Source organism: Rathayibacter sp. AC182 (assembly GCF_979253875.1).
Window position 1 is genome coordinate 131,095 of sequence record NZ_CEEDEK010000003.1, and the last position, 25,697, is coordinate 156,791.

The window sequence follows — 25,697 nt, forward strand, 5'->3', positions numbered from 1 at the left end:
GAGCTGCGACGCCGTGATCGAGACGGGGGAGGCGCTACTTCGCCGCCGGGACCTGCTCGCCGATCCGGCCGGTCCGGATGACACGGTCCAGCAGCAGATCGAAGTTGTGCGCCATCTCCCGGGCGCTCTCGCCGGGCCACACGTGCACCGGCTTCGCCGCGCCCTGCGCCTGCTGGAGCGACGTGCGCTCGGGCAGCTGAGGGCTGAGGACCAGCGGGCCGAACATGTCGCGCAGCTCCTTGATCCGGAACTGGTGCTCGAGCGACTGCACGCGGGCGCGGTTGACGATGATGCCGAGCGGCTGGAGCCGGGGCTCAGGCCGCGCCGGATCTCCTCGATGGCGCGCAGAGCGCGGTCGGCGGCGGCCACCGAGAAGAGGCCGGGCTCGGTGACAACGGCGACGCGGTCGCTCGCCGCCCAGGCCGTGCGCGTGAGCGCGTTGAGCGACGGAGCGCAGTCAATGAGCACGAGGTCGTAGTCGGCCTCGACGCTCGCGAGCGCCTCCTCCAGCTTCCAGATGTCGCGGATGCTCGGGTGCGGTCCGTCGAAGTTGATCGCGGAGGGACTGCCGATCAGCACGTCGATCGTGCCGTGGTGCTCCTTCGTCCATCCGGAGGGGGCGATGGCCGAGCGGACGATCTTCTCCTTCGGCGACGTGAGCACGTCGGCGATGTTCAGATGACCGGCGACGTTGATGTCCATCCCGGTGGAGACGTCGGACTGGGGGTCGAGGTCGACCACGAGCGTTCGCAGACCCTTGGAGAACGCGGCGGACGCGAGGCCGAGGGTCACCGTGGTCTTGCCGACGCCGCCCTTGAGGGAGCTCACGCTGAGTACATGCATGGCTGGTTACTTTACTTTCACTAGGGTGGGAGAACCTAACCGTTCCCTGCGCGCCCACCGCCGGGGAGGCGGATGCAGGGGTCCCGACGTCGTGGCCCCGGCTCCTCGTCGCCCGCGGAGGACCGACCCGAAGGACTGCCGTGTTCTCGAAGATCCTTGTGGCCAATCGCGGCGAGATCGCGATCCGGGCGTTCCGCGCCGCGTATGAGCTCGGTGCGCGCACGGTGGCGGTGTTCCCCTACGAGGATCGCAACTCGCTGCACCGGCTGAAGGCCGACGAGGCCTACCAGATCGGCGAGAAGGGGCACCCGGTCCGCGCGTACCTCGACGTCTCCGAGATCATCCGGGTGGCACGCGAGTGCGGCGCCGACGCGATCTACCCCGGCTACGGCTTCCTCTCCGAGAACCCCGAGCTCGCGCGTGCTGCGGCGGAGGCGGGCATCACCTTCATCGAGGCCACCCGCACGGGTGCTCGAGATGGCGGGAAACAAGGTCACGGCCAAGGAGCACGCCAGCGCGGCCGGCGTGCCGGTGCTGCGCTCCACCTCCTGCCTCCCGCGATCTCGACGAGCTCGTCGCGGGAGCGGAGGGGATCGGGTTCCCGATCTTCGCGAAGGCGGTGGCCGGAGGGGGCGGCCGCGGCATGCGTCGCGTCGACGCCCCGGAGGACCTCCGCGCCGCCCTCGAAGCGGCCATGCGCGAAGCCGACAGCGCGTTCGGCGACCCCACGATGTTCCTCGAGCAGGCGGTGGTCCGCCCCCGGCACATCGAGGTGCAGATCCTCGCCGACGCGACCGGCGAGACCGTCCACCTCTTCGAGCGCGACTGCTCGGTGCAGCGACGGCACCAGAAGGTCGTCGAGATCGCGCCCGCGCCGAACCTCGACGAGGCGACGCGGCAGGCCATGCACCGGGACGCCATCGCCTTCGCCCGCTCGATCGGGTACGTCAACGCGGGCACGGTCGAGTTCCTCCTCGACACGGCGGGGGAGCGCGCGGGAGAGCACGTCTTCATCGAGATGAACCCGCGCATCCAGGTCGAGCACACCGTGACCGAGGAGGTCACCGACGTGGATCTCGTCGCGTCGCAGATGCGGATCGCGTTCGGGCAGACCCTCGCCGAGCTGGGCCTCACCCAGGGCGAGCTGCGGCTGCACGGCGCGGCGCTGCAGTGCCGCATCACGACCGAGGACCCGGCGGCCGGATTCCGGCCGGACACCGGCCGCATCACGACCTACCGCTCGCCCGGCGGCGGCGGGATCCGGCTCGACGGCGGCACGATCAATCCGGGCGCGCAGATCAGCCCGCACTTCGACTCCATGCTCGCGAAGCTCACTTGCCGCGGGCGGGACTTCGAGGCGGCCGTCGGACGCGCCAAGCGCGCCCTGGCCGAGTTCCGGATCCGCGGCGTCTCGACCAACATCCCGTTCCTGCAGGCTGTGCTCGAGGATCCGTCCTTCGCGGCCGGCGACCTCAGCACGTCCTTCATCGACGAGCGGCCGGGACTGCTGGCCGGCCGGGAGTCCCGTGACCGCGGCACGAAGCTGCTGACGTGGCTCGCAGAGGTCACGGTGAACCAGCCGCACGGCGCCCGTCCGCCCGGACTGCCGCCCGTCGACAAGCTGCCCGCCGTCGATCTCTCCGCACCCGCGCCGACGGGGTCGCGTCAGCGCCTGCTCGAACTCGGCCCGCGGGGTTCGCCGCCGCACTGCGCGCCCAGACGGCGCTCGCGGTCACCGACACGACCTTCCGCGACGCCCACCAGTCGCTGCTCGCCACCCGGGTGCGATCGCGCGACCTCGTCGCCGCGGCACCCTCGGTCGCCCGGCTGACGCCGCAGCTGCTGTCGGTCGAAGCGTGGGGCGGGGCGACCTACGACGTCGCGCTCCGCTTCCTCGGCGAGGACCCGTGGGAGCGGCTCGACGCCCTGCGCTCCGCGCTGCCCAACGTCGCGATCCAGATGCTGCTGCGCGGGCGCAACACCGTCGGCTACACGCCCTACCCCACCGAGGTGACCGACGCCTTCGTCCAGGAGGCCGCGGCGTCGGGCATCGATGTCTTCCGCATCTTCGACGCCCTCAACGACGTCTCGCAGATGCGTCCCGCGATCGACGCCGTGCTCGCCACCGGCACCACCCTCGCCGAGGTCGCCGTCTGCTACACGGGCGACCTGCTCGACCCGGCCGAGAACCTCTACACGCTCGACTACTACCTCCGCCTGGCCGAGCAGATCGTCGAGGCGGGAGCGCACGTGCTCGCGATCAAGGACATGGCGGGTCTGCTGCGGCCCTACGCCGCCGCGCGCCTCGTCGAGGCGCTGCGCACCAGGTTCGACCTCCCGGTGCACGTGCACACGCACGACACCCGGGCGGCCAGCTCGCGACGCTCCTCGCCGCGGCGGAGGCGGGGGCCGATGCGGTCGACGCCGCCTCGGCTCCGATGGCGGGCACCACCAGTCAGCCGTCCCTGTCGGCGCTCGTCGCCGCGCTCGCGCACACTCCTCGCGACACCGGGCTCGATCTCGGCGCCGTCTCGGACCTCGAGCCGTACTGGGAGGCCGTCCGTCGGCTCTACCGCCCGTTCGAGTCGGGCCTGCCGGGCCCCACCGGCCGCGTCTACCGCCACGAGATCCCGGGCGGTCAGCTCTCGAACCTGCGTCAGCAGGCCATCGCGCTCGGACTCGCCGACCGGTTCGAGGTCGTCGAGGACCTCTACGCCGCAGCGAACGGGATCCTGGGCCGCGTGCCGAAGGTGACCCCGTCGTCCAAGGTGGTCGGCGACCTCGCCCTGCACCTGGCCGCGGTCGACGCCGATCCTGCCGACTTCGCCGAGAACCCGCAGAACTACGACATCCCGACTCCGTCGTGGGATTCATGGCCGGAGAGCTCGGCGAGCTCCCCGGCGGCTGGCCCGAACCCTTCCGCTCGCGGGTGCTCGAGGGGCGCGACGTCCGGATCGCAGTGGCCGACGTGTCCGAGCAGGACCGCGCGGTGCTCGGCGGCGATGACGCGGCAGCGAGGCGCGCGACGCTGAACCGTCTGCTGTTCCCCGGTCCGTCGGAGCAGTTCCTCGGCGTGCGCGAAGCGTACGGCGACGTGTCGGCGCTCGACACGGCCGACTACCTCTACGGCTTGCGCCAGGGGGAGGAGCACGTGGTCGAGATGTCGCGCGGCGTCCGGCTCTACGTCGGCCTCGAGGCCGTCGGCGACGCGGACGACCAGGATGCGGACCGTGATGACGACGCTCAACGGGCAGCTCCGTCCCGTGTTCGTGCGCGACAGGACGATCACGGTCGAGACCACGAGCGCCGAGAGGGCCGATCGCTCCGATCCCGGCCAGGTCGCCGCTCCCTTCGCGGGTGTCGTCACGCTCAAGGTCGCGGTCGGCGATCGCATCGCAGCCGGCGCCGCCGTCGCCACGATCGAGGCGATGAAGATGGAGGCGGCCATCACGACGCCCGTCGCGGGCACCGTCCGCAGGCTCGCCGTGCCGGCGACGCAGCAGGTCGACGCGGGCGATCTGCTCGTCGTCATCGGACCCCTCCTAGCAGCCGGGGCCCGGGCACTCCAAGGCCCGGCGCCCCGGAAGGGGGCGCCGGTACACTGACCGCAAGCGGAAGGAGGCTCGTTCGCATGGATGAGCGCAACGACGAACAGCCCGACACCGGCACCGGTCCCGTTCCCCGCACCGCGCTCGACGCGGCGAGGGACTCGGCGCAGTACGTGCCGCGCGCCAGCGACACCGCGCCCACGCGGATCCCGGACGGTGTGCGGCTGGATCCGCCCGCCCCTCCGCTGCGCCGCTCGACCGCTCCGGCGCCCGTCGACGACGACTCCGGTCGACGTGGGGACCTTGGGCATCCCCTCCGCGCCCGCTTCCCGCTCCGCCGGGATCCTCCCGCCGGAGCCCGCTCCGGCCGACCCGGGTGGAGCGGTTCGACCGGTCTCCGCAGGCTACGCCGCGCGCGACGAGGTGTCGGTGCTGCCCGGAGACGGCGGCGAGCGCCCTCGCGGCCGCGGCGAGGCGCCGGCGGCGGCTCCCGCCGCCGAGGCGCTCGCGAACGAGCAGAGCCGGGCGGCCACGCGCCGCGACCGCCTGCGCGCCGAGACGGCGACGTCGACCGGCACCGCCTCGACGCCCGAGTCGTCCTCCATGCTCACGCCGGACCGCCTCCTCGAGGTCAACCGGCGCACCCGCCCGGCACCCGTCGGCGGCTGGAACCGCTTCGTCTACAACGTCACCTTCCACGCCGTGAATCTGGGCGACTCCGGCAAGGTGCAGGCGTGGAAGGCCATGGACGAGCGGATCGGACGCCAGTTCGAGGGCGGGACGCGCTTCGTGCCCGTCATGACCCGCAAGGGCGGCGTCGGCAAGACGACGGTGACGACCCTGCTCGGCATGGCCCTGGCGGACTCCCGGGAGGACCGCATCATCGCCGTCGACGCGAACCCCGATCGCGGGACCCTCGCGGAGCGCGTGCCGAAGCAGACGCGCTCGACCGTCCGCGACGTCGTGAACAGCGCGTCGGGCGTCTCGGGATTCACCGACTTCTCGACGATGGTCTCCCGCGACGAGACCCGGCTGGACGTCCTCGCCTCCGACACCGACCCGATGCTCTCCGAGGCCTTCGACGAGGACGACTACAACGTGGTCGCCGATCTCGTCGAGCGCTTCTACTCGATCATGCTCACCGACTGCGGCACGGGCATCGTGCACTCGGTCATGCGCGCGACCCTCCAGCGGGCCGACACCGTCGTGATCGTCTCGGGCGGCAGCGTCGACGAGGCCCGCCTCGCGTCCGAGACGCTGACCTGGCTCGACGCGAACGGATACGGCGATCTCGTCAAGAACGCCGTCGTCGCCCTCAACACCGCGACCCAGGGCACGAGCCTGGTCAAGCTCGAGGAGATCGAGTCGCACTTCCGCTCGCGGGTGCGCGACATCGTCCGCATCCCCTACGACCCGGTGCTCGCCGCCGGCTCCGTCGTGAAGTGGGAGCAGCTGCGTCCGGGGACGAAGGAGGCGGCCCGCCTGCTGGCCGCGCTCGTCGTCGAGGGCATGCCGGTCCGGCGTGCCTGACGCGGCCGTGGAGCAGTCGTCGGAAGAGCTCGCTGCGGCGGAGGAGTTCGACCTCATCGTCATCGGTGCCGGCTCGGGCAACTCGATCGCCGGTCCCGAGTACGACGACGCCCGCGTCGCTCTCCTCGACGACGGCGAGTGGTTCGGCGGCACCTGCCTGAACGCCGGTTGCATCCCGACCAAGATGTTCGTGCACGTGGCCGACGTCGTCACCGACGTCGACGAGGGCGGCCCTCGGCGTGCGCGGGTCGCTCGCGCGGCCCGAGTGGGCGGCTGTGCGCGACCGGGTCTTCGGCCGCACCGACACGATCAGCCGGGCGGGCCTGGAGTACCGCGACGAGCGATCGCCGAACGTGACGGTGCTGCGCGAGAGCTTCGGCTTCGAGTCCCTGGGCGACGGTGCCCGTCCGCACGTGCTCGTGAGCGCGAGCGGCACCCGGATCAGCGCTCCCCGCGTGGTCGTCGCCGCAGGATCCCGCCCACGGCCCCTGCTCGCCGCCTACTCGCCCGACCCGCGGATCCACGACTCGTCGTCGATCATGCGGCTCGACGACCTCCCCGAGCGCCTGGTGATCCTGGGCGGAGGGGCCGTCGCGGTCGAGTTCGCGCACGTGTTCTCCGCCTTCGGCACCGCCGTGACCTTGGCGGTCCGCAGCGACCGCCTGCTCCGCTCGCTGGACGAGGACATCGCGCGCCGCTTCACCGACCTCGCCCGCGAGCGCTGGGACGTGCGCACGGAGGTGACCGCCGAGCAGGTGGACGCCGGCGACGACGGACTCGTCGTCACGTTCAGCGACGGAACCCGCGTCGAGACGGACGTCCTGCTGGTCGCCCTCGGCCGCGACCCCAACAGCGACACCTTCGCCGCGGCGGCCGTCGGCATCGATCTGCATGCCGACGGCCGCATCGCGGTCGACCCGGAGCAGCGCGTGCTCTCGGGCGGCGCTCCTGTCCCGGCCTCTACGCGCTCGGCGACGTCTCGTCCGAGTGGCAGCTCAAGCACGTCGCCAACCACGAGGCGCGGATCGTCGCCCACAACCTCCTCCACCCGGACGAGCCGATGCGCAACACGCTGTCGCCCGTGCCCGGCGCGATCTTCGCGCATCCGCAGATCGCGCACTTCGGTCTCACCCTGGCGGACGCCGAGGAGGCCGGCCTCGCCGCGATCTCCGTGAGCCAGGAGTACCGCACGACGGCCTACGGCTGGGCGCTCGAAGACGAGTCGAGCGTCTGCGTCCTGGTCGTCGGTCTCGACGGCGCCCTGCTCGGCGCCCACCTCATGGGTCCGCAGGCGAGTATCCTCATTCAGCCGCTCGTCCAGGCCGCCAGCGTCGGACGCGGTGTCCACGGACTCGCCCGCAGCCAGTACTGGCCGCACCCGGCGGCGAGCGAAGTCGTCGAGAACGCCCTCCTGAAAGCGGAGGAGGCCCTGAGGGAGCGCACCACATGACCGAACGCCAGATCCGCATCTTCGGAGATCCCGTCCTGAAGACCCCGTCGGCCCCCATCGACGCGATCGATGACGGGATCCGCGGACTCGTCGAGGACCTCGTGGACAGCGTCCGCCCTGCCGGCCGAGCCGGCGTCGCAGCACCGCAGATCGGCGTCAACTTCCGCGCCTTCAGCTACAACGTCGACGGCGTCATCGGCTACGTCCTCAACCCCGAGATCATCGAGCTCAGCGGCGACCCGCAGCCCGTCGACGAGGGCTGCCTCTCGGTCCCGAACCTCTGGTACCCGGCGATCCGCTACCCCCACGCCAAGGTCCGCGGCACCGACCTCGACGGCAACGAGGTGATCCTGGAGGGGGACGGCCTGATGGCCCAGGCTCTCCAGCACGAGTGCGACCACCTCGACGGCCGCCTCTACCTCGACCGCCTGTCCAAGGAGGACCGCCGCGCCGCCATGAAGGACGTGCGGGAATCCCCCTGGTTCTGAGTTGATCGGACGCCCGTCCCTGCCGGGCGTCGCGCAGTCGGCTCGGTGAGGTGGTCGCGTTCTGCAGAGCGTGTTGCGTTCGCCGACGGAAAGCGCTGAGACGCGCTTTCCCGGATACGGCTGCACCTTCGGGGAGCCGGTCCCTGCCCGGCTCCCCGCGGTCGGCTCTTCGAGGTGGTCGCGGTTCGCAGAGCGTGTTGCGTCCGCCGACGGGAAAGCGCTCGAACGCGCTTTCCCGGATACGGCTGTGCCGTTGGGGAGCCGGTCCCTGCCCGCCTCCTCGCGGTCGGCTCGGTGAGGTGGTCGCGTTCTGCAGAGCGGGTCGCGGACGCCGACGGGAAAGCGCTCGGACGCGCTTTCCCGGATACGGCTGCATTTTCGGGGAGCCGGTCCCTCTCCGACTCCGTTGGTGCTCGGGGCGCGGACGTGATTTCGCGCGTCCGGCGGACTGTGGAGGAGAGGGGGCGCTTCGTCGAGGGGTCCTGCCTGCTGATCGAGTAGCCCGGGCAGCGGGCGTATCGAGATCCCTGTGTCCAGGACGGGTGTGGACCGAACGTGACGGGCTCTCCGGAGGCGCCGCCGTCTCCGGCGAGGCGCGATGCAGCGTCTTCCCGTCGGCGGTCGCGACCCGCTCTGCGAATCGCGGACGCTCGCGCGAGACTACCGCGACCGCGGGCGGGCCGGCGGCCTCGAGCGAGCGAGATGCCCTCGGTGGCCGGCGCGGCGGAGTACAGCGCCGAGACGGTGGTCGCGTAGTCCGAGAGGATCACCGCGCGCTTGATGCTCATCTTGGGCGTCAGGTGGCCGCTGGCCTCGGTGAACTCGGTCGGCAGGATCACGAACTTGCGGATGGACTCCGCCCGCGAGACCGCGGTGTTCGCGTGGTCGACGGCCCTCCTGGATCTCGGCGAGGACCGTCGGATTGACCGCCGCCGCGTCGAGCGTCAGCTTCGGGTCCTGACCGTTGTTGCCGAGCCAGGTCGGCAGCATCTCGCTGTCGAGCGTCACGAGGGCCGCGATGAACGGGCGCTGGTCGCCCACGACGACCACCTGACCGACGAGCGGATTCGCGCGGATCGGATCCTCCAGCGCAGCCGGCGCGACGTTCTTGCCGCCCGCCGTGACGATGATCTCCTTCTTGCGCCCGGTGACGCGCAGGTAGCCGTCCTCGTCGAGCGAGCCGAGGTCGCCGGTCCGGAACCACTCGCCGTCGAACGCCTCCGCGGTCGCCGTCTCGTTGTTCCAGTACCCGCCGAAAACGCAGATGCCCCTGACCTGGATCTCGCCGTCGGCGGCGATCCGGATGGAGGCGCCGGGCATCGCCGGTCCGACGGTCCCGATCTTGAAGAGCTCGGTGCGGTTCACGCTCGCGGGAGCGGTGGTCTCGGTGAGGCCGTAGCCCTCGAGGATCTTGATCCCGAGGCTGTGGAAGAAGTGACCGAGCCGGTCGCCGAGGGGTGCGGATCCGGAGACGGCGAATCGCACGTTCCCGCCCATCGCCGCGCGGAGCTTGGAGTACACGAGCCGGTCGAAGAGGAGGTACTGCAGCTTGAGGGCGAGCGGCACGGACCCGGCCTCGACGGCGACGGAGTGGGCCACCGCGACATCGGCCGCACGGCGGAAGATCTTCCCTGGCCTCCCTGCCTCCGCCTTCTGCTCGGCAGAGTTGTACACCTTCTCGAAGACGCGGGGCACGGCGAGCAGGAACGTCGGCTTGAACGAGGCGAGCGAGGGCAGCAGCTGCTTGGTGTCGGCCTGGTGGCCTACCTTCACGCCGCCGTGCACGCAGAGCACCGAGATGAAGCGCGCGAAGACGTGCGCGGTCGTGATGAAGAGCAGCGTCGAGGCGCCCGGCTGGTGGATCAGCTCGGTCAGCGCCACCGCGGAGTTGCGGCTGAGCTCGACGAAGTTCGAGTGGCGGATGATGCAGCCCTTGGGGCGGCCCGTCGATCCGGAGGTGTAGATGATCGTCGCGATGTCCGAGCCGGTGGCCAGCGAGCGGCGGCGCTCGATCTCGGCGTCGGGCACGTCGACCCCGCGCTGCGAGCTTGTCGAGGTCGCCGAGGCCGATCTGCCAGGCGATCCGGACGTCCGGGACGTCGGCGCGGATCTCGTCGAGTCGCGCGAAGTGGTCGGCCGTCTCGACGATGACCGCGTGCGCCCCCGAGTCGGTGAGGTTCCACTGCACCTGGGCTGGGGAGGAGGTCTCGTAGATCGGCACGAGGATCGCGCCGGCAAACCACACGGCGAAGTCGATGAGCGTCCACTCGTAGCGGGTCTTGCAGATCAGCCCGATCTTCTCGCCGGGCTCGATGCCCGACGCCACGAGGCCCTTCGCGAGTGCCGTGACCTCGTCGAGGAACTCCTGCGCGGTGACGTCCCGCCAGCCTCCGCCCTCCGGCACGCCGAAGAGCACGCGATCGGGTGTCTCGCGGACCCGGTCCAGCAGCAGGTCCGCAGTGTTGGCCTGCGGATCGGCGGCCACCACGGCGGGCGAATCGAACTGTTCCACGGCAACTCCTTCGGTACCTGACGAACGTCGAGCCCACTCTATCGGCGGGATCGAAGCTGTGGATCCGTTCAGGGTAACGATCGGGGCCGTCCCTCCCGCGCGACTCTCCGGGCAGGCCTCCGCCGCCCCGGTGATGCCCGCGGTCACTACACTCGATCTGGTCGCCGGAGCAGGCGGCTCCACCGGCGCCTCGCGCCGACGGCGGAGGGAAGGCGGTTCGCGTGCACGCGATCGGGATCGACATCGGCGGCACGAAGATCGCGGGAGCGCTGGTCGACGAGTTCGGCGCCATCCTCCGCGAGGACCGTCAGCCGACGCCCGCCGGGCATCCCGAGCTGATCGTCGACGTCGTCGTCGAGATGGTCGAGCGCCTGCGCGACGGACTCCCCGCCGGTGACGTCGCCGCGGTCGGAGTGGCGGCGGCCGGGTTCATCGACGCGTCGCAGTCGATCGTCTACTACGCCCCGAACATCAACTGGCGCAACGAGCCCTTCCGCGAGAAGCTCTCGGCCCGCATCGACCTCCCGATCATCATCGAGAACGACGCCAACGCGGCCGGCTGGGCCGAGTTCCGCTACGGCTCCGGGCGCCTCGTCAGCGACATGGTCATGCTGACGATCGGCACCGGGGTCGGTGGCGCGATCGTCATCAACGACCGCCTCCTGCGCGGCGGCTTCGGCGCCGCGGCCGAGGTCGGGCACATGCGCGTCGTCCCCGGCGGCCTGCCCTGTGGCTGCGGTGCGCGCGGCTGCATCGAGCAGTACGGCTCCGGACGCGCACTGCAGCGCTTCGCCGGTGAGCTGGCCGACGCCGGCGGGATCGGCCAGGGCATCGCCGACGCCCGCGCCCGCAACGGCGGCGAGCTGAACGGCCGCATCATCTCGGACCTCATCGTCTCGGGCGATCTCGGCGCCCTCGCCGCACTGCGCCAGCTCGGCCACTGGCTGGGCGAGGCGGCGGCGAGCCTGTCGGCGGTCCTCGATCCGCAGCTCTTCGTGATCGGCGGGGGAGTGGCCCAGGCCGGCGACCTGCTGCTGGATCCGATCCGCCAGGCCTACCTCGACAACCTCCCCGCGCGGGGCTACCACCCCGAGCCGGAGTTCCGCATCGCGGAGCTCGTGAACGACGCCGGAGTCGTCGGCGCGGCCGACCTCGCCCGGCTCCACGCCGAGTCGCTCTGATCCCGCCCCCACCCCTTCCCCGTCGACCCGCCCACGCTGAGGAGCCGCACGATGTTCTACTGGTTCATGAAGCACATCGTCGCGGGACCGCTGCTGAAGACGATCTTCCGGCCCTGGGTGGTGAACGCCGATCGCGTGCCGAAGACGGGCGGAGTGATCCTCGCCAGCAACCACCTGTCCTTCATCGACTCGGTGTTCCTCCCACTGGTGATCGACCGCAACATGGTGTTCCTGGCCAAGAGCGACTACTTCACCGGCAAGGGCCTCAAGGGCTGGGCGACGAAGATGTTCTTCACCGCCACCGGCATGCTCCCCATCGACCGCTCGGGCGGCAAGGCCTCCGAGGCCTCGCTCAACACGGGTCTGCGGGTCCTGGCGCGCGGCGAAGCCCTCGGCATCTATCCCGAGGGCACGCGCAGCCCTGACGGCCGGATGTACCGCGGACGCACCGGCGTCGCGCGCATGGTCGCTCGAGGCGCGCGTGCCCGTCATCCCCGTGGCGATGGTCGACACCGCGCGCATCATGCCGATCGGCAGCCGCCTGCCCAAGCTCGGCCGGATCGGCATCGTCTTCGGCGAGCCGCTCGACTTCAGCCGCTTCGAGGGCATGGAGGGCGATCGCTTCATCCTGCGCTCCATCACCGACGAGATCATGTACGAGCTCCTCGCCCTCAGCGGCCAGGAGTACCTCGACGTGTACGCGACCTCGGTCAAGGAGAAGCGCGCCGCGCTCGTCCGCTGACCGCCCGCTGTGCGCGGGACGCCGCCTCTCCGGAGGCCTCCCGCGAGGCGATATGCTCGTCAACCGCTGCCGTCCGTCCGGGCGGCACCCGCTCGCGCGCCGCTCGGCGCCCGTCAGAACCAGGAACCCCCGTGGTCATCGATCCGAACGAACCGTACGTCCTCGCCGCCCCCTCCGTGGTCGCCGGCCTGGACTATTGGCGCGAGCCTCGAGATCAAGCAGCAGCCGCAGTGGCCGGACGCGGACGCGGTCAGCGCCGCCTCGGCTGAGATCGCGGCGCTGCCGCCCCTCGTCTTCGCCGGCGAGGTCGACCAGCTGCGCGAGCGCCTCGGCGCCGCCGCGCGCGGTGAGGCCTTCCTGCTTCAGGGCGGCGACTGCGCCGAGACCTTCGCGGGAGCGACCGCCGACCAGATCCGCAACCGCGTCAAGACGGTCCTGCAGATGGCCGTCGTCCTCACCTACGGCGCGAGCATGCCCGTCATCAAGATGGGTCGGATGGCCGGCCAGTTCGCCAAGCCGCGCTCGAGCGATCTCGAGACCCGCGGCGACGTCACCCTGCCGGCCTACCGCGGCGACATCGTGAACGGCTACGACTTCCACTCCGGAGTCGCGCACCGCCGACCCCCGTCGGATCGTGCAGGGGTACCACACGGCCGCGTCGACGCTGAACCTCATCCGCGCCTTCACGCAGGGCGGGTTCGCCGACCTGCGCCTCGTGCACTACTGGAACAAGGGCTTCACCGAGAACCCGCAGAACCAGCGCTACGAGCAGCTCGCCCGCGAGATCGACCGCGCAGTCAAGTTCATGGTGGCGTGCGGCGCCGACTTCGAGGGCATGAAGCGCACCGAGTTCTACACGGGTCACGAGGGCCTGCTGATGGACTACGAGCGCCCGATGACGCGCATCGACTCGCGCACCGGCACCCCGTACAACACGTCGAGCCACTTCATCTGGATCGGCGAGCGCACCCGCGAGCTCGACGGAGCGCACGTCGACTTCCTGTCGCGCGTGCGCAACCCGATCGGCGTGAAGCTCGGTCCGTCGACGAGCCCCGAGACGATGCTCGAGCTCATCGACAAGCTCGACCCGGATCGCGAGCCGGGCCGTCTCACCTTCATCACCCGCATGGGTGCCGGGAAGATCCGCGACGCCCTGCCGCCGCTGCTCGAGGCGGTCAAGTCGAGCGACGCGCTGCCCCTCTGGGTCACCGACCCGATGCACGGCAACGGGCTCACCACGCCCACCGGCTACAAGACCCGTCGTTTCGACGACGTCGTCGACGAGGTCAAGCGGCTTCTTCGAGGCGCACCGCGCCGCGGGGACGCACCCGGGCGGCATCCACGTCGAGCTCACCGGCGACGACGTCACCGAGTGCCTCGGCGGCTCCGAGCAGATCGACGAGGCCACCCTCGCGACCCGCTACGAGTCGGTCTGCGACCCCCGCCTCAACCACATGCAGTCCCTGGAGCTCGCCTTCCTGGTCGCCGAGGAGCTCCGGCAGCGCTGACCCGCGGGAGGGGCGCCCCGGCGCCCCTCCCGCGCGGTCGGCTCCGCACCACGGCCGGCCCTCGCGGCGTGTCTCGTTGGCTTCCGTTGGTCGAGCAGCCGCGCAGTGGCGTATCGAGACCCTTCCCTCCGGAGCTCTCCGATCTCGATACGCCCTCTCCGAGGGCTACTCGATCAGCAGAAGACGGTCCGCCGCCCACGCCCGCCCCGGCCCCGCTGAGGCCCGAGCCACCCGGATCGCCGCGCCCTTCGAGGCGAACGCGTGAATCGCGTTCCAGCGATTCGCGCTAGCCGTTCGCGACCCGCTCTGTGGAACGTGACCATCCCGAGCTGCCGACCGCGGCGATGGCGGCGAGGACGCCATCGCGATACGTACGGCGAACGGGTGAATCGCGTGTCAGCGATTCGCCCTAGCCGGTCGCGACCCGCTCCATGGAACACGGCCATCCCGCGAAGCCGACCGCGGCGACGGCGGCGAGGACGCCATCGCTGACAGCTACGTCGTGATGGTGATCGACAGCTGGACCGAGGTGCCGCGCTGCACGGGCTCGCCTGCGGGGTCGGACTGCGCCGTCACCTTGGTGATCTCGTTCGGTGCGGCGTCGATGAGCGCGCCGAGGGTCGAGAGGGAGTAGCTCCACGTCAGGTCGACGGCGTCGAGGGCGGCTTTCGCCTCGTCGCGGGTCATGCCCACGACGTTCGGCACGGCGACCGGCTCCGGCCCCTTCGAGACGACGACCGAGATCGTCCCGCCCGTGGTCGCCGGCGACTCGGGGTTCGCCTGGATCAGCACGACCCCGGCGGGGACGGTGTCGCTCCAGTCGTCACCGCTGCGGTCGAGTGCGAGTCCGGCCGCCTTCGCGGCGGCGGTGGCCTCGTCGACGCTCAGGCCCACCACGTTCGGGATCGCGCCCAGGCTGACGGTCATCGCGATCGTCGACTGCTCGGACAGGGTGGCGGGGAGTTCCGCGCCGTCGGGGAGCGAAGCCGAGATCACCCGTCCGGCGTCGACGTCCGAGTCGAAGACGCGGGTGGTCTCGCCGACGACGAAGGGCGCGCCGGTGATCGCGGCCGTCGCCTCCTCCTCGGTCAGGCCGGCGAGGGCGGGGACCTCGAGCTGCCGGGGACCGCTCGAGACGACGAGCGTCACGACCGAGTCCTTGTGGATCGCCTCGTCCGGCGCCGGATCGGAGCTCATCACCGTGCCGGCCGGGACCGTGAGGTCGGACGCCTGCTGCTGCTCGGCGCGCAGCCCGCTCGACTCGATCAGTGCTGCGGCCTCCTCCTGCGGGAGCCCGACGACGCTCGGGATGGTGCGCAGCGCGCCCGGTCCCTCGCCGAACCAGTACGCCGTTCCCCCGCCGATCAAAGCAAGCAGGATCACGGCGACGAGCAGCACGAGGCCGCGGCGGCGACGGACCCTCCGTTTGGAGGCGAGGCGCGCCACGGCGGTCTCGTCGTCGTCGTCCAGCTGCTCCTCGCCGGCCGCGCCGTCGAAGACGGCGGTCTGCCCGGGGGTCGCAGGGTCGAACGGAGCGGCCGTCGCCGGAGTCGTCTCGGGGAGCGGAGTGACGGCCTGCGTGTCCGCGACGCGCCGGTCGGTCGGCGTGATGCCCATGAGGCGCTCGGCCTCGAGCAGCTGCGCGAGCATCACTCCGGCGTCGCGAGGCCGCATGTCCGGGTCGCGCTCCGTCGCCCACAGCACGAGCTCGTCGAGCGAGCTCGGCACGGAGGGAACCTTGGCGCTGGGATACGGGACGGAGTCGTTGGCGTGCTGGTAGGCGATCTGCATCGGCTGCTCACCCGTGAAGGGCTGCTCACCGGTGAGCATCTCGTAGATCATGATGCCGATGGCGTAGATGTCGCTGCGGGTGTCGGCGGTGCCGCGGGTGACGAGCTCGGGGGAGAGGTACGCGATCGTCCCCAGCAGCGCCTGCCCCGACGCGGTGTTGGCGGAGGCGGCCCGGGCGAGGCCGAAGTCGCCGATCTTGATGCGACCGTCGTCGGCGAGCAGCACGTTCTCGGGCTTGAGGTCGCGGTGCAGGATCCCCGCGCGGTGAGCCGCGGCGAGGCCGGACAGGACCGAGTGCATGATGTCGACGACCTGCTGGGCCGTCAGCCTGCCGCGCTCCTTCAGGAGGTCGCGCAGGGTGATTCCAGGCAGGTACTCCATGACGAGGTACGCCATGTCCGAGTCCTGGCCCTGGTCGAAGACGCTCACGACGTTCGGGTGCGCCAGTCGGGCGGCGGATCGCGCCTCCTGGACGAAGCGGTTCTTGAAGGTGGCGTCGTCCGACAGGTGCCCGTGCATCACCTTGATGGCCACGCGGCGCTCGAGGCGCTGGTCGGTGGCGAGGTAGACCGTCGCCATGCCTCCGCGCGCGATCCTCGAGCGCACCTCGTACCGGCCGTCGACGAGACGGCCGAGGAGGGGGTCGAGCTGGCTGGTGGTCACGCGACGAGTCTAGGCAAGACCGTTCGGCGATCCCGTGTGCAACGCGGGAGCGGCCTCCCGACCTCGCCGGGACGGATGGCTTGGAGGCGCCGCACTGCCGTGGCAGTCTTGACCGGTGACCGACTCGTCCGCTCCCGCCCCTCGACCGCCTCCGAGATCGAGTGGCTGACCGTCCCCGATCTCGTCGAGATCACCGGCCTCTCCGTCAGCCGCGTGCGCCGCCTCCTCGAGGAGCGCCATCTGCTGGGGACCCGACGCGACGGCAAGCTCGTCGTCCCGTCCCTCTTCCTCCGTGACGGGGAGCCGATGTCCGAGATCCGCGGTACGGCGATCCTGCTCTCCGACTCCGGCTTCTCGGACGACGAGGCGGTCGAGTGGCTGCTCTCGGAGGACGATGCACTGGGCACGAGCCCCGTGCTCGCCCTGCGCGCCGGTCGCAAGGCCGAGGTCCGCCGCGTCGCCCAGGCTCTCGCCTGATCGATCGCGTCCGGCCGACGTGCCGGGCCCGAGCGGAGGCGCCGAGGCGCCCAGGCCGTGCGGACGCTGACGCGGTCCGCCAGTTCGCGCAGTTCCGCCACACCCTCCGGCCGCAGCGGAGCGCCCGGCAGCGCCGCCAGTGCCGACTCGACGTCGCGCTCGATGCGCTCCTCGAGCCGGTCGAGGGCCCCGCTTCCGGCCACGATCTCCTGAGCCAGCGCGATGTCCTCGGCGCTCGCGTCGCCGCGCCCGACGACGGCGTCGAGCTCGGCCCGGGCGGAGTCGGACGAACCGGTGCGGGCGAGGCCCAGCAGCACGGTGCGCTTGCCCTCGCGGAGGTCGTCTCCCGCGGGCTTGCCGGTCAGTGCCGGGTCGCCGAAGACGCCGAGCACGTCGTCCCTCAGCTGGAAGGCGATGCCTAGCGGTAGGCCGAAGCGGCGCAGCGCGTCGATCTGGGCGTCGTCGCCGCCCGCCAGCGAGCCGCCGATCGCGAGCGGCGCCTCGATGCTGTACTTCGCGCTCTTGTAGACGACGACCCGCTCGGCGCGCGCGAGGTGCTCGTCCTCCGCGTGCCCGGCCCAGGCGCTCTCCTCGAGGATGTCGAGGTACTGGCCCAGCGTCACCTCGGTGCGCATCAGGTTGAACTCCGCCTGGGCCCTCGCCGCGCTCGGCCGGTCCTCGAGCGCCCATTCGGCGTCCGCGAAGATCTCGTCGGACCAGACCAGCAGCAGATCGCCGAGCAGGATCGCGGAGGAGCGGCCGAACTCGTCCCCGGAGCCCGACCACCCTCCGTCGGCGTGCATCCCGGCGAAGCGGCGGTGCGCCGCCGGCGCCCCTCGCCGGGTGTCGGAGTTGTCGATCACGTCGTCGTGGACGAGGGCCGCTGCGTGGAACAGCTCGAGTCCCGCTCCGACGCGCGCGACCGGGTCCGAACCGCCCGATGCGCCTCGCTGGAGACGGCGGAGACGGCCGTCCAGCCCGCCTCGCAGAAGCGCGCGCGGAACCGCTTGCCCCCGCTGAGAAAGTCCCGCGAAAGGTCGCCCAGGGCGGAGACGTCTCTCCTATGGAGCGCAGAATTGGCGTGCGCCCGGCGAGGAATCCCTCGATTCGGAACTGGACGCGGTCGACCAGACGAGTGCTGTTGTTCACCCGACCAGCCTATGCATCCGAGGCGTCTCAGCGCCTGTGCCGGGCTCGGTCTACACTGAAGCGCCACCCGCCCGGTCGAGCACACCGTGCCGCCAACCTGACGCCGTTCCGAAGAGGAACGGCGTCGCACCCTTGAAGGGGTCAAGATGCCGCTTTCGGAACACGAGCAACGGCTCCTCGACGAGATGGAGCGCAACCTCTATCAGAACGACGCCGATTTCGTGGCGGCCGTCAGCAAGGGGCGCGGCGGCACCAACTACCGGGCCCTGGTGCTCGGCATCCTCCTCTCCCTCGTCGGTCTCGGAGTCCTCGTCACCGGCGTCATCGTCGCCCAGCCGCTCGTCGGCGTCGGCGGGTTCGCGATCATGCTCGCGGGCGTCGTCGTCGCCATGCGCCCGGCGCCGGGTGGAGCCGAGGAGCCCGGTCTCCCTACCGTCGGCCGCACCTCCAAGCCCCGCTCCTCGAGCAGCCGGTCGGGCTCCACCTTCATGGACCGCTTGAACGAGCGATGGGACAACCGCGGCGACGGTCGCAGCTGACCGCCGCTCCGCACCACCCACAGGGTCGATCCTCACGGATCGGCCCTTTTTTCATGCCCGCGGACTCTCCGGGAGCGCACTCCTCCTCCCTTCCGCACCACGCACGGGGTCGATCCTCAAGGATCGGCCCCTTTCTGCTCCCCGCGGACCGCTGCGGAGCGATACATCCCTCCACTCCGCTCCACCCGCGTTCCTGCCCGGGAATACGCGGATGACCGGGGGTGAACGCGCTGAGCCGGCGCGCCGTGAGGGTTGTGGGTGGGGCGAAGTGGAGTACTGTGGAGGACACACCATCCTTGGCCGGAAGAAGTGGGGGGCAGTCCGTTGTTCCTCGGCACCTATTCCCCCAAGCTCGACGAGAAGGGCCGCGTGATCCTCCCCGCCAAGTTCCGAGACGAGCTCTCCTCCGAGTCGTCGTCACGCGCGGCCAGGAGCGGTGCCTCTACGTCTTCAGCCAGAGCGAGTTCGAGACGATGCACGAGAAGATCCGTCAGGCGCCGGTCACGAGCAAGCAGGCCCGCGACTTCCTCCGCGTCTTCCTCTCGGGGGCGAGCGCCGAGACCCCCGACAAGCAGAACCGGGTCACGCTGCCCGCGCCGTTGCGCGCCTACGCGGGCCTGGACCGCGACCTCACCGTCATCGGAGCGGGCAACCGCGCCGAGATCTGGGCGCAGGACGCCTGGGACGCGTATCTGACCGAGCAGGAGTCCGTCTTCTCCGACACCCAGGAGGAGGTGATCCCCGGACTGTTCGAAGCTCCTGCCGCGCGACTCTCAGCCACTCGGCGCCCGGACGCACCTTCCCCGGTGTCCGGTCGCGAGATGGATGGGGATCGGGCAGCAGGAACAGGACGGCGGGACCGCCATGGCAGACGACTCCGAGAAGAAGCAGGTGCGCCCGACCGAGGAGCGCCACCTCCCGGTGCTCCTCGAGCGCTGCGTCGAGCCCCTCGCTCCGGCGATCGAGCGCGACGGCGCGGTGCTGGTGGACGCGACGCTGGGCATGGGCGGCCACTCGCTGGCCCTGCTCGAGCGCTTCCCGGGCTCCACCTCGTCGGCCTCGACCGCGACCCCGAGGCACTCGAGCTCGCCGGCGAGCGGCTCTCGGCCCACTCCTCCCGCATCGACCTGGTGCACGCCGTCTACGACGAGCTCCCCGACGTGCTCGACGAGCTCGGGATCGACGAGATCGACGGCGCGCTGTTCGACCTCGGCGTCTCGTCGCTGCAGCTGGACGAGACCGAGCGCGGCTTCTCCTACTCCAAGGACGCTCCGCTGGACATGCGGATGGACGCGACCGCGCCCCTGACCGCGGCGAGCATCCTCGCGGAGTACGACGAGGGCGCGCTGCGCCGCATCTTCCACGAGTACGGCGAGGAGCGCCTCGCCCAGCGCTACGCGAAGCGCATCGTCGAGGCGCGTGGCGACGCGCCGATCGAGCGCTCCGGCCGGCTGGTCGAGATCATCCAGGCGGCGACCCCGGTCGCGATCCAGCGCAACGGCCATCCGGCCAAGCGGGTCTTCCAGGCCCTGCGCATCGAGGTCAACCAGGAGCTCTCCGTGCTGGAGCGCGCGATCCTCGCCGCGCTCGACCGCGTCGCCGTCGGCGGCCGGATCGTCGTCGAGGCCTACCAGTCGCTCGAGGACCGCATCGTCAAGCGCGCGCTGCAGGCCGCGTCGTCCTCGACCGCTCCCGCGGGGCTCCCCATGGAGCTCCCCGAGCACCGACCCGAGTTCCGCCTCGTCATCCGGGGCGCCGAACTCGCCTCCGACGAGGAGAAGACCCGCAACCCCCGAGCAACACCCGTGCGTCTGCGCGCGGCCGAGAGGATCAGGAGGACCGCGTGAGCGCCACCGCCGTCATCGACCCCGCCGTCATCGAGCCCGCCCGCACCGCGAGGCCGGACGAGCAGTCGCCCCGCCCGCGCATCGAGGCGGTCCCGACCGCCGCCGGCGCGCCGCGACCCAAGCTCGTCTACGGCATCGTCGCCGTCGCCGGCCTCTTCGCGATCATCGTGATCCAGCTCCTCGTGAGCGTCGGGCTCTCGCAGGGGCGTACCAGATCGCCGCGCTGCAGACCGAGCAGAAGACGCTCACCCGCAGCAACGCCGAGAAGCAGGACGCGGTGGACACCCTCAGCTCCCCGCAGAACCTCGCGACCGCGGCGCAGGGGCTGGGCATGGTGGCGAACACGGCTCCCGTCTACCTCCGCCTGTCCGACGGAGCGGTGCTGGGCGACCCCGCCTCGGCCGCCTCGAGCGAGGTCGGCACGGCCGGTGCCGCGGCACTCGTCCCCAACGCGCTCATCCTCCCGGCCGGTGCCGCCGCGACTCCGGTCGACGCGAGCGCGTCCTCCGCGGCTGGAGGAACCTCGGCCGTACCGTTGCAGGGCGAGCTCCCCGCGCCCCTGACGCACTGACGCCTCCCGCACGGCCCGCCTCCCGCTACGACACGACCGACGGCGGCGATCCCGCCAGGACGAAGAAGGACACCGCAGCAGTGAGACAGAACCGCTCGAGCAGACGCCGCACCGCCGTCACCTTCGTCGTCATCGCCGCGGTCGTGGGACTGTTCATCGGCAAGCTGGTCGACATCCAGATCGTGCGGGCCAACGAGCTGACGGACGCCGCGGCGCTCAGCCAGTCCAGCAGCAGCGTCACCTACGGCACGCGCGGATCGATCGTCGACCGCTCGGGAGCCGTCCTCGCCGACACGACGACCCGGTACCGCCTGACGACGTCGCCCCGCAACGTGGGGGAGTTCCTCCGCGAGATGCCCGACGGCCAGGACGTCGTCGTGAGCGTCGACCAGGCCGCGTCCGAGATCGGCGCGATCACCGGCCAGAGCGTCGAGCAGATCAGGACGCTCGTCGACGCCGCGCTCGCGAAGGACGCGAAGGCCAACTACCTGATCCTCTCCGAGGGCCTCGACCTCGAGGCGTACCAGAAGCTGCTCGCGCTGGAAATCCCGTGGACCTTCTTCGAGACGCAGCAGGGCCGCACGTACCCCAACGGGGCCGTCGCCGGGAACCTGATCGGCTACGTGGGGCGGACGGCGCCGCTCAGGAGGGCGTCGAGTACACCGAGAACGCCTGCCTCGCCGGGAAGAACGGCTCCGGAGAGCTTCGAGCGCAGCGCCGACTTCGTCCGGATCCCCGGCAGCACCGTGGCCGAGACCCCCGCGGTCGACGGCGGGCAGGTGCAGCTGACGATCGACTCCGACCTGCAGTACTACGCGCAGCAGGTGCTGTCGCAGCGCGTCGCCGAGGTCGGCGGCAGCTACGGGATCGTCGTGGTGCAGGAGGTCGAGACGGGCAAGCTGCTCACCGTGGCCGAGACCCCCACGGTCGACCCCAACGACGTCTCGGCGAGCGCCCTCGCCGACCGCGGGTCGCGCGCCTTCCAGAGTCCGTTCGAGCCCGGTTCGACGTTCAAGCCGATGACCGCGGCCATGCTGATCGACAAGGGACTCGCGACGCCCACGACCCACGTCGTCACTCCGGACACGTTCGAGAAGAACGGCGCCTCGTTCAGCGACGACTTCGCGCACACCCCGACGAACTACACCCTGACGGGGATCCTCAAGGACTCCTCGAACGTCGGCATCGCGACCATCGGCTCGAAGCTGTCCGCGCAGGACCGCTACGACTACATGCTCAAGTTCGGACTCAAGGCGCCCACCGCGGTCGGGTACCCCGGCGAGTCCGGCGGACTGCTCAGCGACTACCAGGTCTGGGACAACCAGACGAACTACACCACCATGTTCGGCCAGGGAGTGTCCGCCACCGCGATCCAGGTCGCCGGCATCTACCAGACGCTGGGCAACGGCGGGGTGCGCCTGCCGGCGCAGCTGGTCGCCGGCTGCACGACCGCCGACGGCACTGTCATCGACGTCCCCGACACGACCGGCACCCAGGTCGTCTCCGCCGGTGCGGCGCAGGACGTCGTCGACATGCTGCAGACGCACTACACCGACGGCTGGCTGGCCGACTACATCCACGTGGACGGCTACAACATCGCGACGAAGACCGGAACGGCTCAGCAGCCGGACGGCGACGGAGGGTACTCCTCCAGCTACACCGTCTCGCTCGCCGGGCTCGCTCCGGCGGAGGACCCGAAGTACGTCGTGACGGTCACCATCGCCGATCCGGTTAAGATGAACACGTCCCAGGCGACCGCCCCCGTCTTCCAGCAGGTCATGACCCAGGTGCTGAAGACGAACCGGGTGGAGCCGTCGACGGTCCCCGCCGTGAACTACCCCACGACGTGGTGATCGCACCACCACGAGAGAAAGAGCGGGCATTGCACGTCACTCGCCCGCAGTCCTCCCTCCGACCGGAGCACCCGGTCCCGCGGTCGCTGTCGCAGCTCGTGGCCGAGTTCTCGCTCGGCACGGTGCCGGGAGTCGACGGGGTCGAGGTCAGCGGCGTCACGCTCGACTCCCGGCAGGTCGAGGCGGGCGACCTGTACGTCGGCATCGCGGGGCGCAAGGTCCACGGCGCGGCCTTCGCCGCCGACGCCGCCGCCTCCGGAGCCGTCGCTGTGCTCACCGACCCCGAGGGCGCCGAGGCCGCGTCGGCGAGCGGACTCCCCGTCCTCGTCACGCCCGATCCCCGCGCAGCCCTCGGCGACGTCGCGTCCTGGATCCACCGCACCCGCGAGGACGTGCCGACGCTCTTCGGAGTCACGGGCACGAACGGCAAGACCAGCGTCGTGTACCTGCTCGACGCCCTGCTCCGGCGCCTCGGCGTCGTCTCGGGCCTCAGCTCCACCGCGGAGCGCCGCATCGGCGACGTCGCGGTCGCGAGCTCGCTGACCACCCCCGAGGCGACCGAGCTGCACGGACTCCTCGCGCGGATGCGCGAGTCGGCCGTCCGCGCCGTCTCGATCGAGGTCTCGGCCCAGGCGTTGACCCGGCACCGCATCGACGGCGTCGTGTTCGACGTGGTCGGCTTCACGAACCTCAGCCACGACCACCTCGACGACTACACCGACATGGCGCAGTACTTCGAGGCCAAGGCCGACCTGTTCCAGCCCGATCGGGCCCGACGCGGAGTCGTCACCGTCGACAGCGCCTGGGGCCGGGAGCTCGCCGAGCGCTCCCGGATCCCGATCGCGACACTCGCGAGCTCCCCGGTCGTCGGCGAGGCTCCGGCCGTACCGGCCGACTGGGCGATGACCGTCCTCGAGAGCACCGCCGACCGCACCGTGTTCCGTCTGGACGGTCCGGACCACCGCTCGGTCGAGGTCGCCGTCCCGCTGATCGGCTGGTACATGGCGGCGAACGCCGCGCTGGCGATCGTGATGCTGGTCGAGTCCGGCTTCGACCTCGAGGCCATCGCCCACGTCCTCGAGGACGGCCGTCTCGACGTATACATTCCCGGTCGCGCCGAGCGCGTCTCGGGAGACCGCGGCCCCCGGGTCTACGTGGACTACGGGCACACGCCGGACGCGTTCCAGAACGCACTTCGAGGCGCTGCGGGCGCTGACGCCCGGCCGCCTCGTCATGGTCTTCGGCGCCGACGGCGACCGCGACGCGACGAAGCGCGCCGACATGGGCGCCATCGCCGCCCGGCTGTCCGACGTCGTCGTCGTCACCGACTTCCACCCGCGCTGGGAGGACCCGGCCGCGATCCGCGCCGTGCTCGTCGGCGCGGCGCGGGAGGCGGTGCCCGACAGGGAGATCCACGAGATCTCGACCCGCGCGCCGCCGTGCGCCGCTCCTCGCGCTCGCGCGCGAGGGGGATTCGATCCTCTACGCCGGACCCGGACACGAGGACTACCAGGAGGTTGCAGGAGTGCACATGCCGTATTCGGCCAGGGACGACGTCCGTCAGGCTCTGCGCGAGGCGGGCTGGCTCTAGATGATCGCCCTCACTCTCACCGAGGTCGCCGAGGCCGTCTCCGGGCGCCTCCACCTCGCCGGCCCCTCCTCGACCGCCGCGACAGCGGTCGACGGCGCGACCGAGACCGACTCCCGCGAGATCCGTCCGGGCGGGATCTTCGTCGCCAAGCGCGGCGAGCACACCGACGGGCACCTGTTCGCGCCGGCGGCCGTCGAGAACGGCGCGGCCCTCCTGATCGTCGAGCGCCCGCTCGACCTCGACGTGCCGCAGGTGCTGGTCGACGACTTCGTCCAGGCGCTCGGCGCCCTCGCGACCGAGGTCGTCCGGCGCGTCCGCGCACTAGGGCGGCCTGACGGTCCTCGGCGTGACCGGCTCGAACGGCAAGACGACGACCAAGAACCTCCTCCGGACGATCCTCGAGCGCGTCGGCGAGACCGTCGCCCCTCGCGGATCCTTCAACAACGAGGTCGGCGCGCCGATCACGATGCTGCAGGTGTCGGAGTCGACGCGCTTCCTCGTCGCCGAGATGGGCGCCAGCGCCGTCGGCGAGATCCGCCGCCTCGTGCGCATGGCGAAGCCCGACGTCGGCATCGTCCTCGCGGTGGGCCTCGCGCACGCCGGCGAGTTCGGCGGCATCGAGCGGACCCTCGAGGCCAAGACCGAGATGGTGGCCGACCTCACCGCCGACGACATCGCCGTGCTGAACTCCGACGACGGCCGCGTGGCGACCATGGCCGGCCGCACCGCGGCCCGCGTGCTGTGGTTCGGTCGCGGCGAGCGCGCCGACGTGCGCGCGGTCGACGTCGAGCCCTCCGCCGAGGGCACCCGCTTCGCCATCGAGGTGCGGGAGGGCGAGGGCCGCGAGGCCGGGCGCGCCGAGCTGCTCCTCAGGGTCCTCGGCGAGCACCACGTGATGAACGCCCTGGCCGCCACTGCCGCCGCCCTCTCGGTCGGCGTCCCGCTGCCCGCGATCGTCGAGGCGCTCTCGACCGTCACCCTCGCGGAGCGCTGGCGGATGCAGGTGCTCGGCGGTCAGGACGTGGTCGTCGTGAACGACGCGTACAACGCGAGCCCCGACTCCACCGCCGCGGCACTGCGCACTCTCGCCCAGATCGCGAAGCCGGAGGCCGCACCGTCGCCGTCCTCGGCGAGATGAGCGAGCTGGGGGAGTGGGCCGACGAGGAGCACGAGCGCGTCGGCCTGCAGGCCGTGCGCCTGAACGTCTCGCAGATCGTCGTCGTCGGCGCCCGCGCCCGGCGCATCCACGTGGCCGCCGAGCGCGAGGGCCGTGGAGCGGCGAGTCCGTCTTCGTCGACACGGCCGACGACGCGTACGCGTTCCTCGACGGCTATCTGCAGACCGGCGACACCGTCCCGGTGAAGTCCTCGAACTCGGCGGGCTTCGATTCCTCGGCGACCGACTGGGGAGCGAC

13 protein-coding genes and 12 pseudogenes are annotated in these 25,697 nt (G+C 71.4%); 21 read left to right on the forward strand and 4 right to left on the reverse strand.

Translation table 11 applies throughout. From position 1 onward, the window contains the following. Nucleotides 1-34 precede the first annotated feature (34 nt). Nucleotides 35-843 (reverse strand): annotated as a pseudogene (locus AC0CII_RS03560) (ParA family protein). A 158-nt stretch (nt 844-1,001) separates the two neighbouring features. Between AC0CII_RS03560 and AC0CII_RS03565 the strand changes: the two are divergent. The 9 genes and pseudogenes from AC0CII_RS03565 to def all read left to right on the forward strand — a co-directional run. Next, nucleotides 1,002-1,235 (forward strand): annotated as a pseudogene (locus AC0CII_RS03565) (biotin carboxylase N-terminal domain-containing protein); the annotation flags it as partial. Continuing rightward, a complete protein-coding gene (locus AC0CII_RS03570) occupies nt 1,202-2,674 on the forward strand; it encodes an ATP-binding protein (RefSeq protein ID WP_465228697.1) in 1,473 nt (490 codons plus the stop codon). The pseudogene AC0CII_RS03565 and the gene AC0CII_RS03570, both read left to right, overlap by 34 nt. After that, on the forward strand, nt 2,626-3,597 hold the full coding sequence (locus AC0CII_RS03575) for a hypothetical protein (RefSeq protein ID WP_465228698.1): 972 nt from the start codon (nt 2,626-2,628) through the stop codon (nt 3,595-3,597). Before AC0CII_RS03570 ends, AC0CII_RS03575 begins: the two co-directional genes overlap by 49 nt. Further along, nucleotides 3,510-3,967 (forward strand): annotated as a pseudogene (locus AC0CII_RS03580) (pyruvate carboxylase); the annotation flags it as partial. The gene AC0CII_RS03575 and the pseudogene AC0CII_RS03580, both read left to right, overlap by 88 nt. A 97-nt stretch (nt 3,968-4,064) precedes the next feature. Then, complete coding sequence (locus AC0CII_RS03585; RefSeq protein ID WP_465228699.1) at nt 4,065-4,448, forward strand: biotin/lipoyl-containing protein; 384 nt, start codon at nt 4,065-4,067, stop codon at nt 4,446-4,448. A gap of 246 nt (nt 4,449-4,694) precedes the next feature. Continuing rightward, a complete protein-coding gene (locus tag AC0CII_RS03590) occupies nt 4,695-5,921 on the forward strand; it encodes a MinD/ParA family ATP-binding protein (protein ID WP_465228700.1) in 1,227 nt (408 codons plus the stop codon). Nucleotides 5,922-6,160: 239 nt separating this feature from the next. Beyond that, complete coding sequence (locus AC0CII_RS03595) at nt 6,161-7,096, forward strand: FAD-dependent oxidoreductase (protein WP_465228701.1); 936 nt, start codon at nt 6,161-6,163, stop codon at nt 7,094-7,096. Then, nucleotides 6,982-7,371, forward strand: coding sequence for a hypothetical protein (locus AC0CII_RS03600; RefSeq protein ID WP_465228702.1), 390 nt, complete (start codon nt 6,982-6,984; stop codon nt 7,369-7,371). Before AC0CII_RS03595 ends, AC0CII_RS03600 begins: the two co-directional genes overlap by 115 nt. Next, the gene (gene def / locus AC0CII_RS03605; RefSeq protein ID WP_465225973.1) at nt 7,368-7,859 is read left to right on the forward strand and encodes a peptide deformylase; all 492 of its coding nucleotides are present in this window, start codon (nt 7,368-7,370) and stop codon (nt 7,857-7,859) included. Before AC0CII_RS03600 ends, def begins: the two co-directional genes overlap by 4 nt. A 695-nt stretch (nt 7,860-8,554) precedes the next feature. On the opposite strand, the pseudogene AC0CII_RS03610 reads toward def, so the two are convergent. Beyond that, a pseudogene (locus AC0CII_RS03610) lies at nt 8,555-10,371 on the reverse strand (AMP-dependent synthetase/ligase); the annotation flags it as partial. A 221-nt stretch (nt 10,372-10,592) separates the two neighbouring features. Between AC0CII_RS03610 and AC0CII_RS03615 the strand changes: the two are divergent. The 3 genes and pseudogenes from AC0CII_RS03615 (at nt 10,593) to AC0CII_RS03625 (ending at nt 13,802) form a co-directional block, all read left to right on the forward strand. Next, on the forward strand, nt 10,593-11,552 hold the full coding sequence (locus AC0CII_RS03615; protein ID WP_207408104.1) for an ROK family glucokinase: 960 nt from the start codon (nt 10,593-10,595) through the stop codon (nt 11,550-11,552). A 51-nt stretch (nt 11,553-11,603) separates the two neighbouring features. Continuing rightward, a pseudogene (locus AC0CII_RS03620) lies at nt 11,604-12,294 on the forward strand (lysophospholipid acyltransferase family protein). 176 nt (nt 12,295-12,470) lie between these two features. Further along, nucleotides 12,471-13,802 (forward strand): annotated as a pseudogene (locus tag AC0CII_RS03625) (class II 3-deoxy-7-phosphoheptulonate synthase). Between the two features lie 495 nt (nt 13,803-14,297). On the opposite strand, the gene pknB reads toward AC0CII_RS03625, so the two are convergent. Continuing rightward, a complete protein-coding gene (pknB, locus tag AC0CII_RS03630; RefSeq protein WP_465225972.1) occupies nt 14,298-16,256 on the reverse strand; it encodes a Stk1 family PASTA domain-containing Ser/Thr kinase in 1,959 nt (652 codons plus the stop codon). A gap of 108 nt (nt 16,257-16,364) precedes the next feature. Between pknB and AC0CII_RS03635 the strand changes: the two genes are divergently transcribed. Then, nucleotides 16,365-16,733, forward strand: a complete 369-nt coding sequence (locus AC0CII_RS03635) for an Rv2175c family DNA-binding protein (protein WP_465229030.1) — start codon at nt 16,365-16,367, stop codon at nt 16,731-16,733. Nucleotides 16,734-16,999: 266 nt separating this feature from the next. Here the strand turns inward: AC0CII_RS03635 and AC0CII_RS03640 are convergent. Next, nucleotides 17,000-17,722, reverse strand: a pseudogene (locus AC0CII_RS03640) (polyprenyl synthetase family protein); the annotation flags it as partial. A 306-nt stretch (nt 17,723-18,028) separates the two neighbouring features. On the opposite strand from AC0CII_RS03640, the gene AC0CII_RS03645 reads away from it, so the two are divergent. From AC0CII_RS03645 to AC0CII_RS03680, 8 genes and pseudogenes are all read left to right on the forward strand, one after another. After that, on the forward strand, nt 18,029-18,421 hold the full coding sequence (locus AC0CII_RS03645) for a DUF3040 domain-containing protein (protein WP_465225969.1): 393 nt from the start codon (nt 18,029-18,031) through the stop codon (nt 18,419-18,421). Nucleotides 18,422-18,745: 324 nt separating this feature from the next. Next, nucleotides 18,746-19,170, forward strand: a pseudogene (gene mraZ, locus AC0CII_RS03650) (division/cell wall cluster transcriptional repressor MraZ); the annotation flags it as partial. A 115-nt stretch (nt 19,171-19,285) separates the two neighbouring features. Beyond that, nucleotides 19,286-20,268, forward strand: a pseudogene (gene rsmH / locus AC0CII_RS03655) (16S rRNA (cytosine(1402)-N(4))-methyltransferase RsmH). Between the two features lie 277 nt (nt 20,269-20,545). After that, entirely contained in the window at nt 20,546-20,839 is a 294-nt protein-coding gene (locus AC0CII_RS03660) for a hypothetical protein (RefSeq protein WP_465228703.1), read from the forward strand. Nucleotides 20,840-20,919: 80 nt separating this feature from the next. Then, nucleotides 20,920-22,692, forward strand: coding sequence for a peptidoglycan D,D-transpeptidase FtsI family protein (locus AC0CII_RS03665; RefSeq protein WP_465228704.1), 1,773 nt, complete (start codon nt 20,920-20,922; stop codon nt 22,690-22,692). Between the two features lie 122 nt (nt 22,693-22,814). Next, nucleotides 22,815-23,666, forward strand: a pseudogene (locus AC0CII_RS03670) (Mur ligase family protein); the annotation flags it as partial. Nucleotides 23,667-23,925: 259 nt separating this feature from the next. Next, nucleotides 23,926-24,054 (forward strand): annotated as a pseudogene (locus tag AC0CII_RS03675) (glutamate ligase domain-containing protein); the annotation flags it as partial. A 229-nt stretch (nt 24,055-24,283) separates the two neighbouring features. Then, nucleotides 24,284-25,691, forward strand: a pseudogene (locus AC0CII_RS03680) (UDP-N-acetylmuramoyl-tripeptide--D-alanyl-D-alanine ligase); the annotation flags it as partial. Nucleotides 25,692-25,697 lie beyond the last annotated feature (6 nt).

Coding starts and splice junctions, on each gene's coding strand:
- AC0CII_RS03585 (WP_465228699.1), top strand. CDS start 4,065: ATGCGGACCGTGATGACGACGCTCAACGGGCAGCTCCGTCCCGTGTTC.
- AC0CII_RS03600 (WP_465228702.1), top strand. CDS start 6,982: ATGCGCAACACGCTGTCGCCCGTGCCCGGCGCGATCTTCGCGCATCCG.
- def (WP_465225973.1), top strand. CDS start 7,368: ATGACCGAACGCCAGATCCGCATCTTCGGAGATCCCGTCCTGAAGACC.
- AC0CII_RS03645 (WP_465225969.1), top strand. CDS start 18,029: ATGCCGCTTTCGGAACACGAGCAACGGCTCCTCGACGAGATGGAGCGC.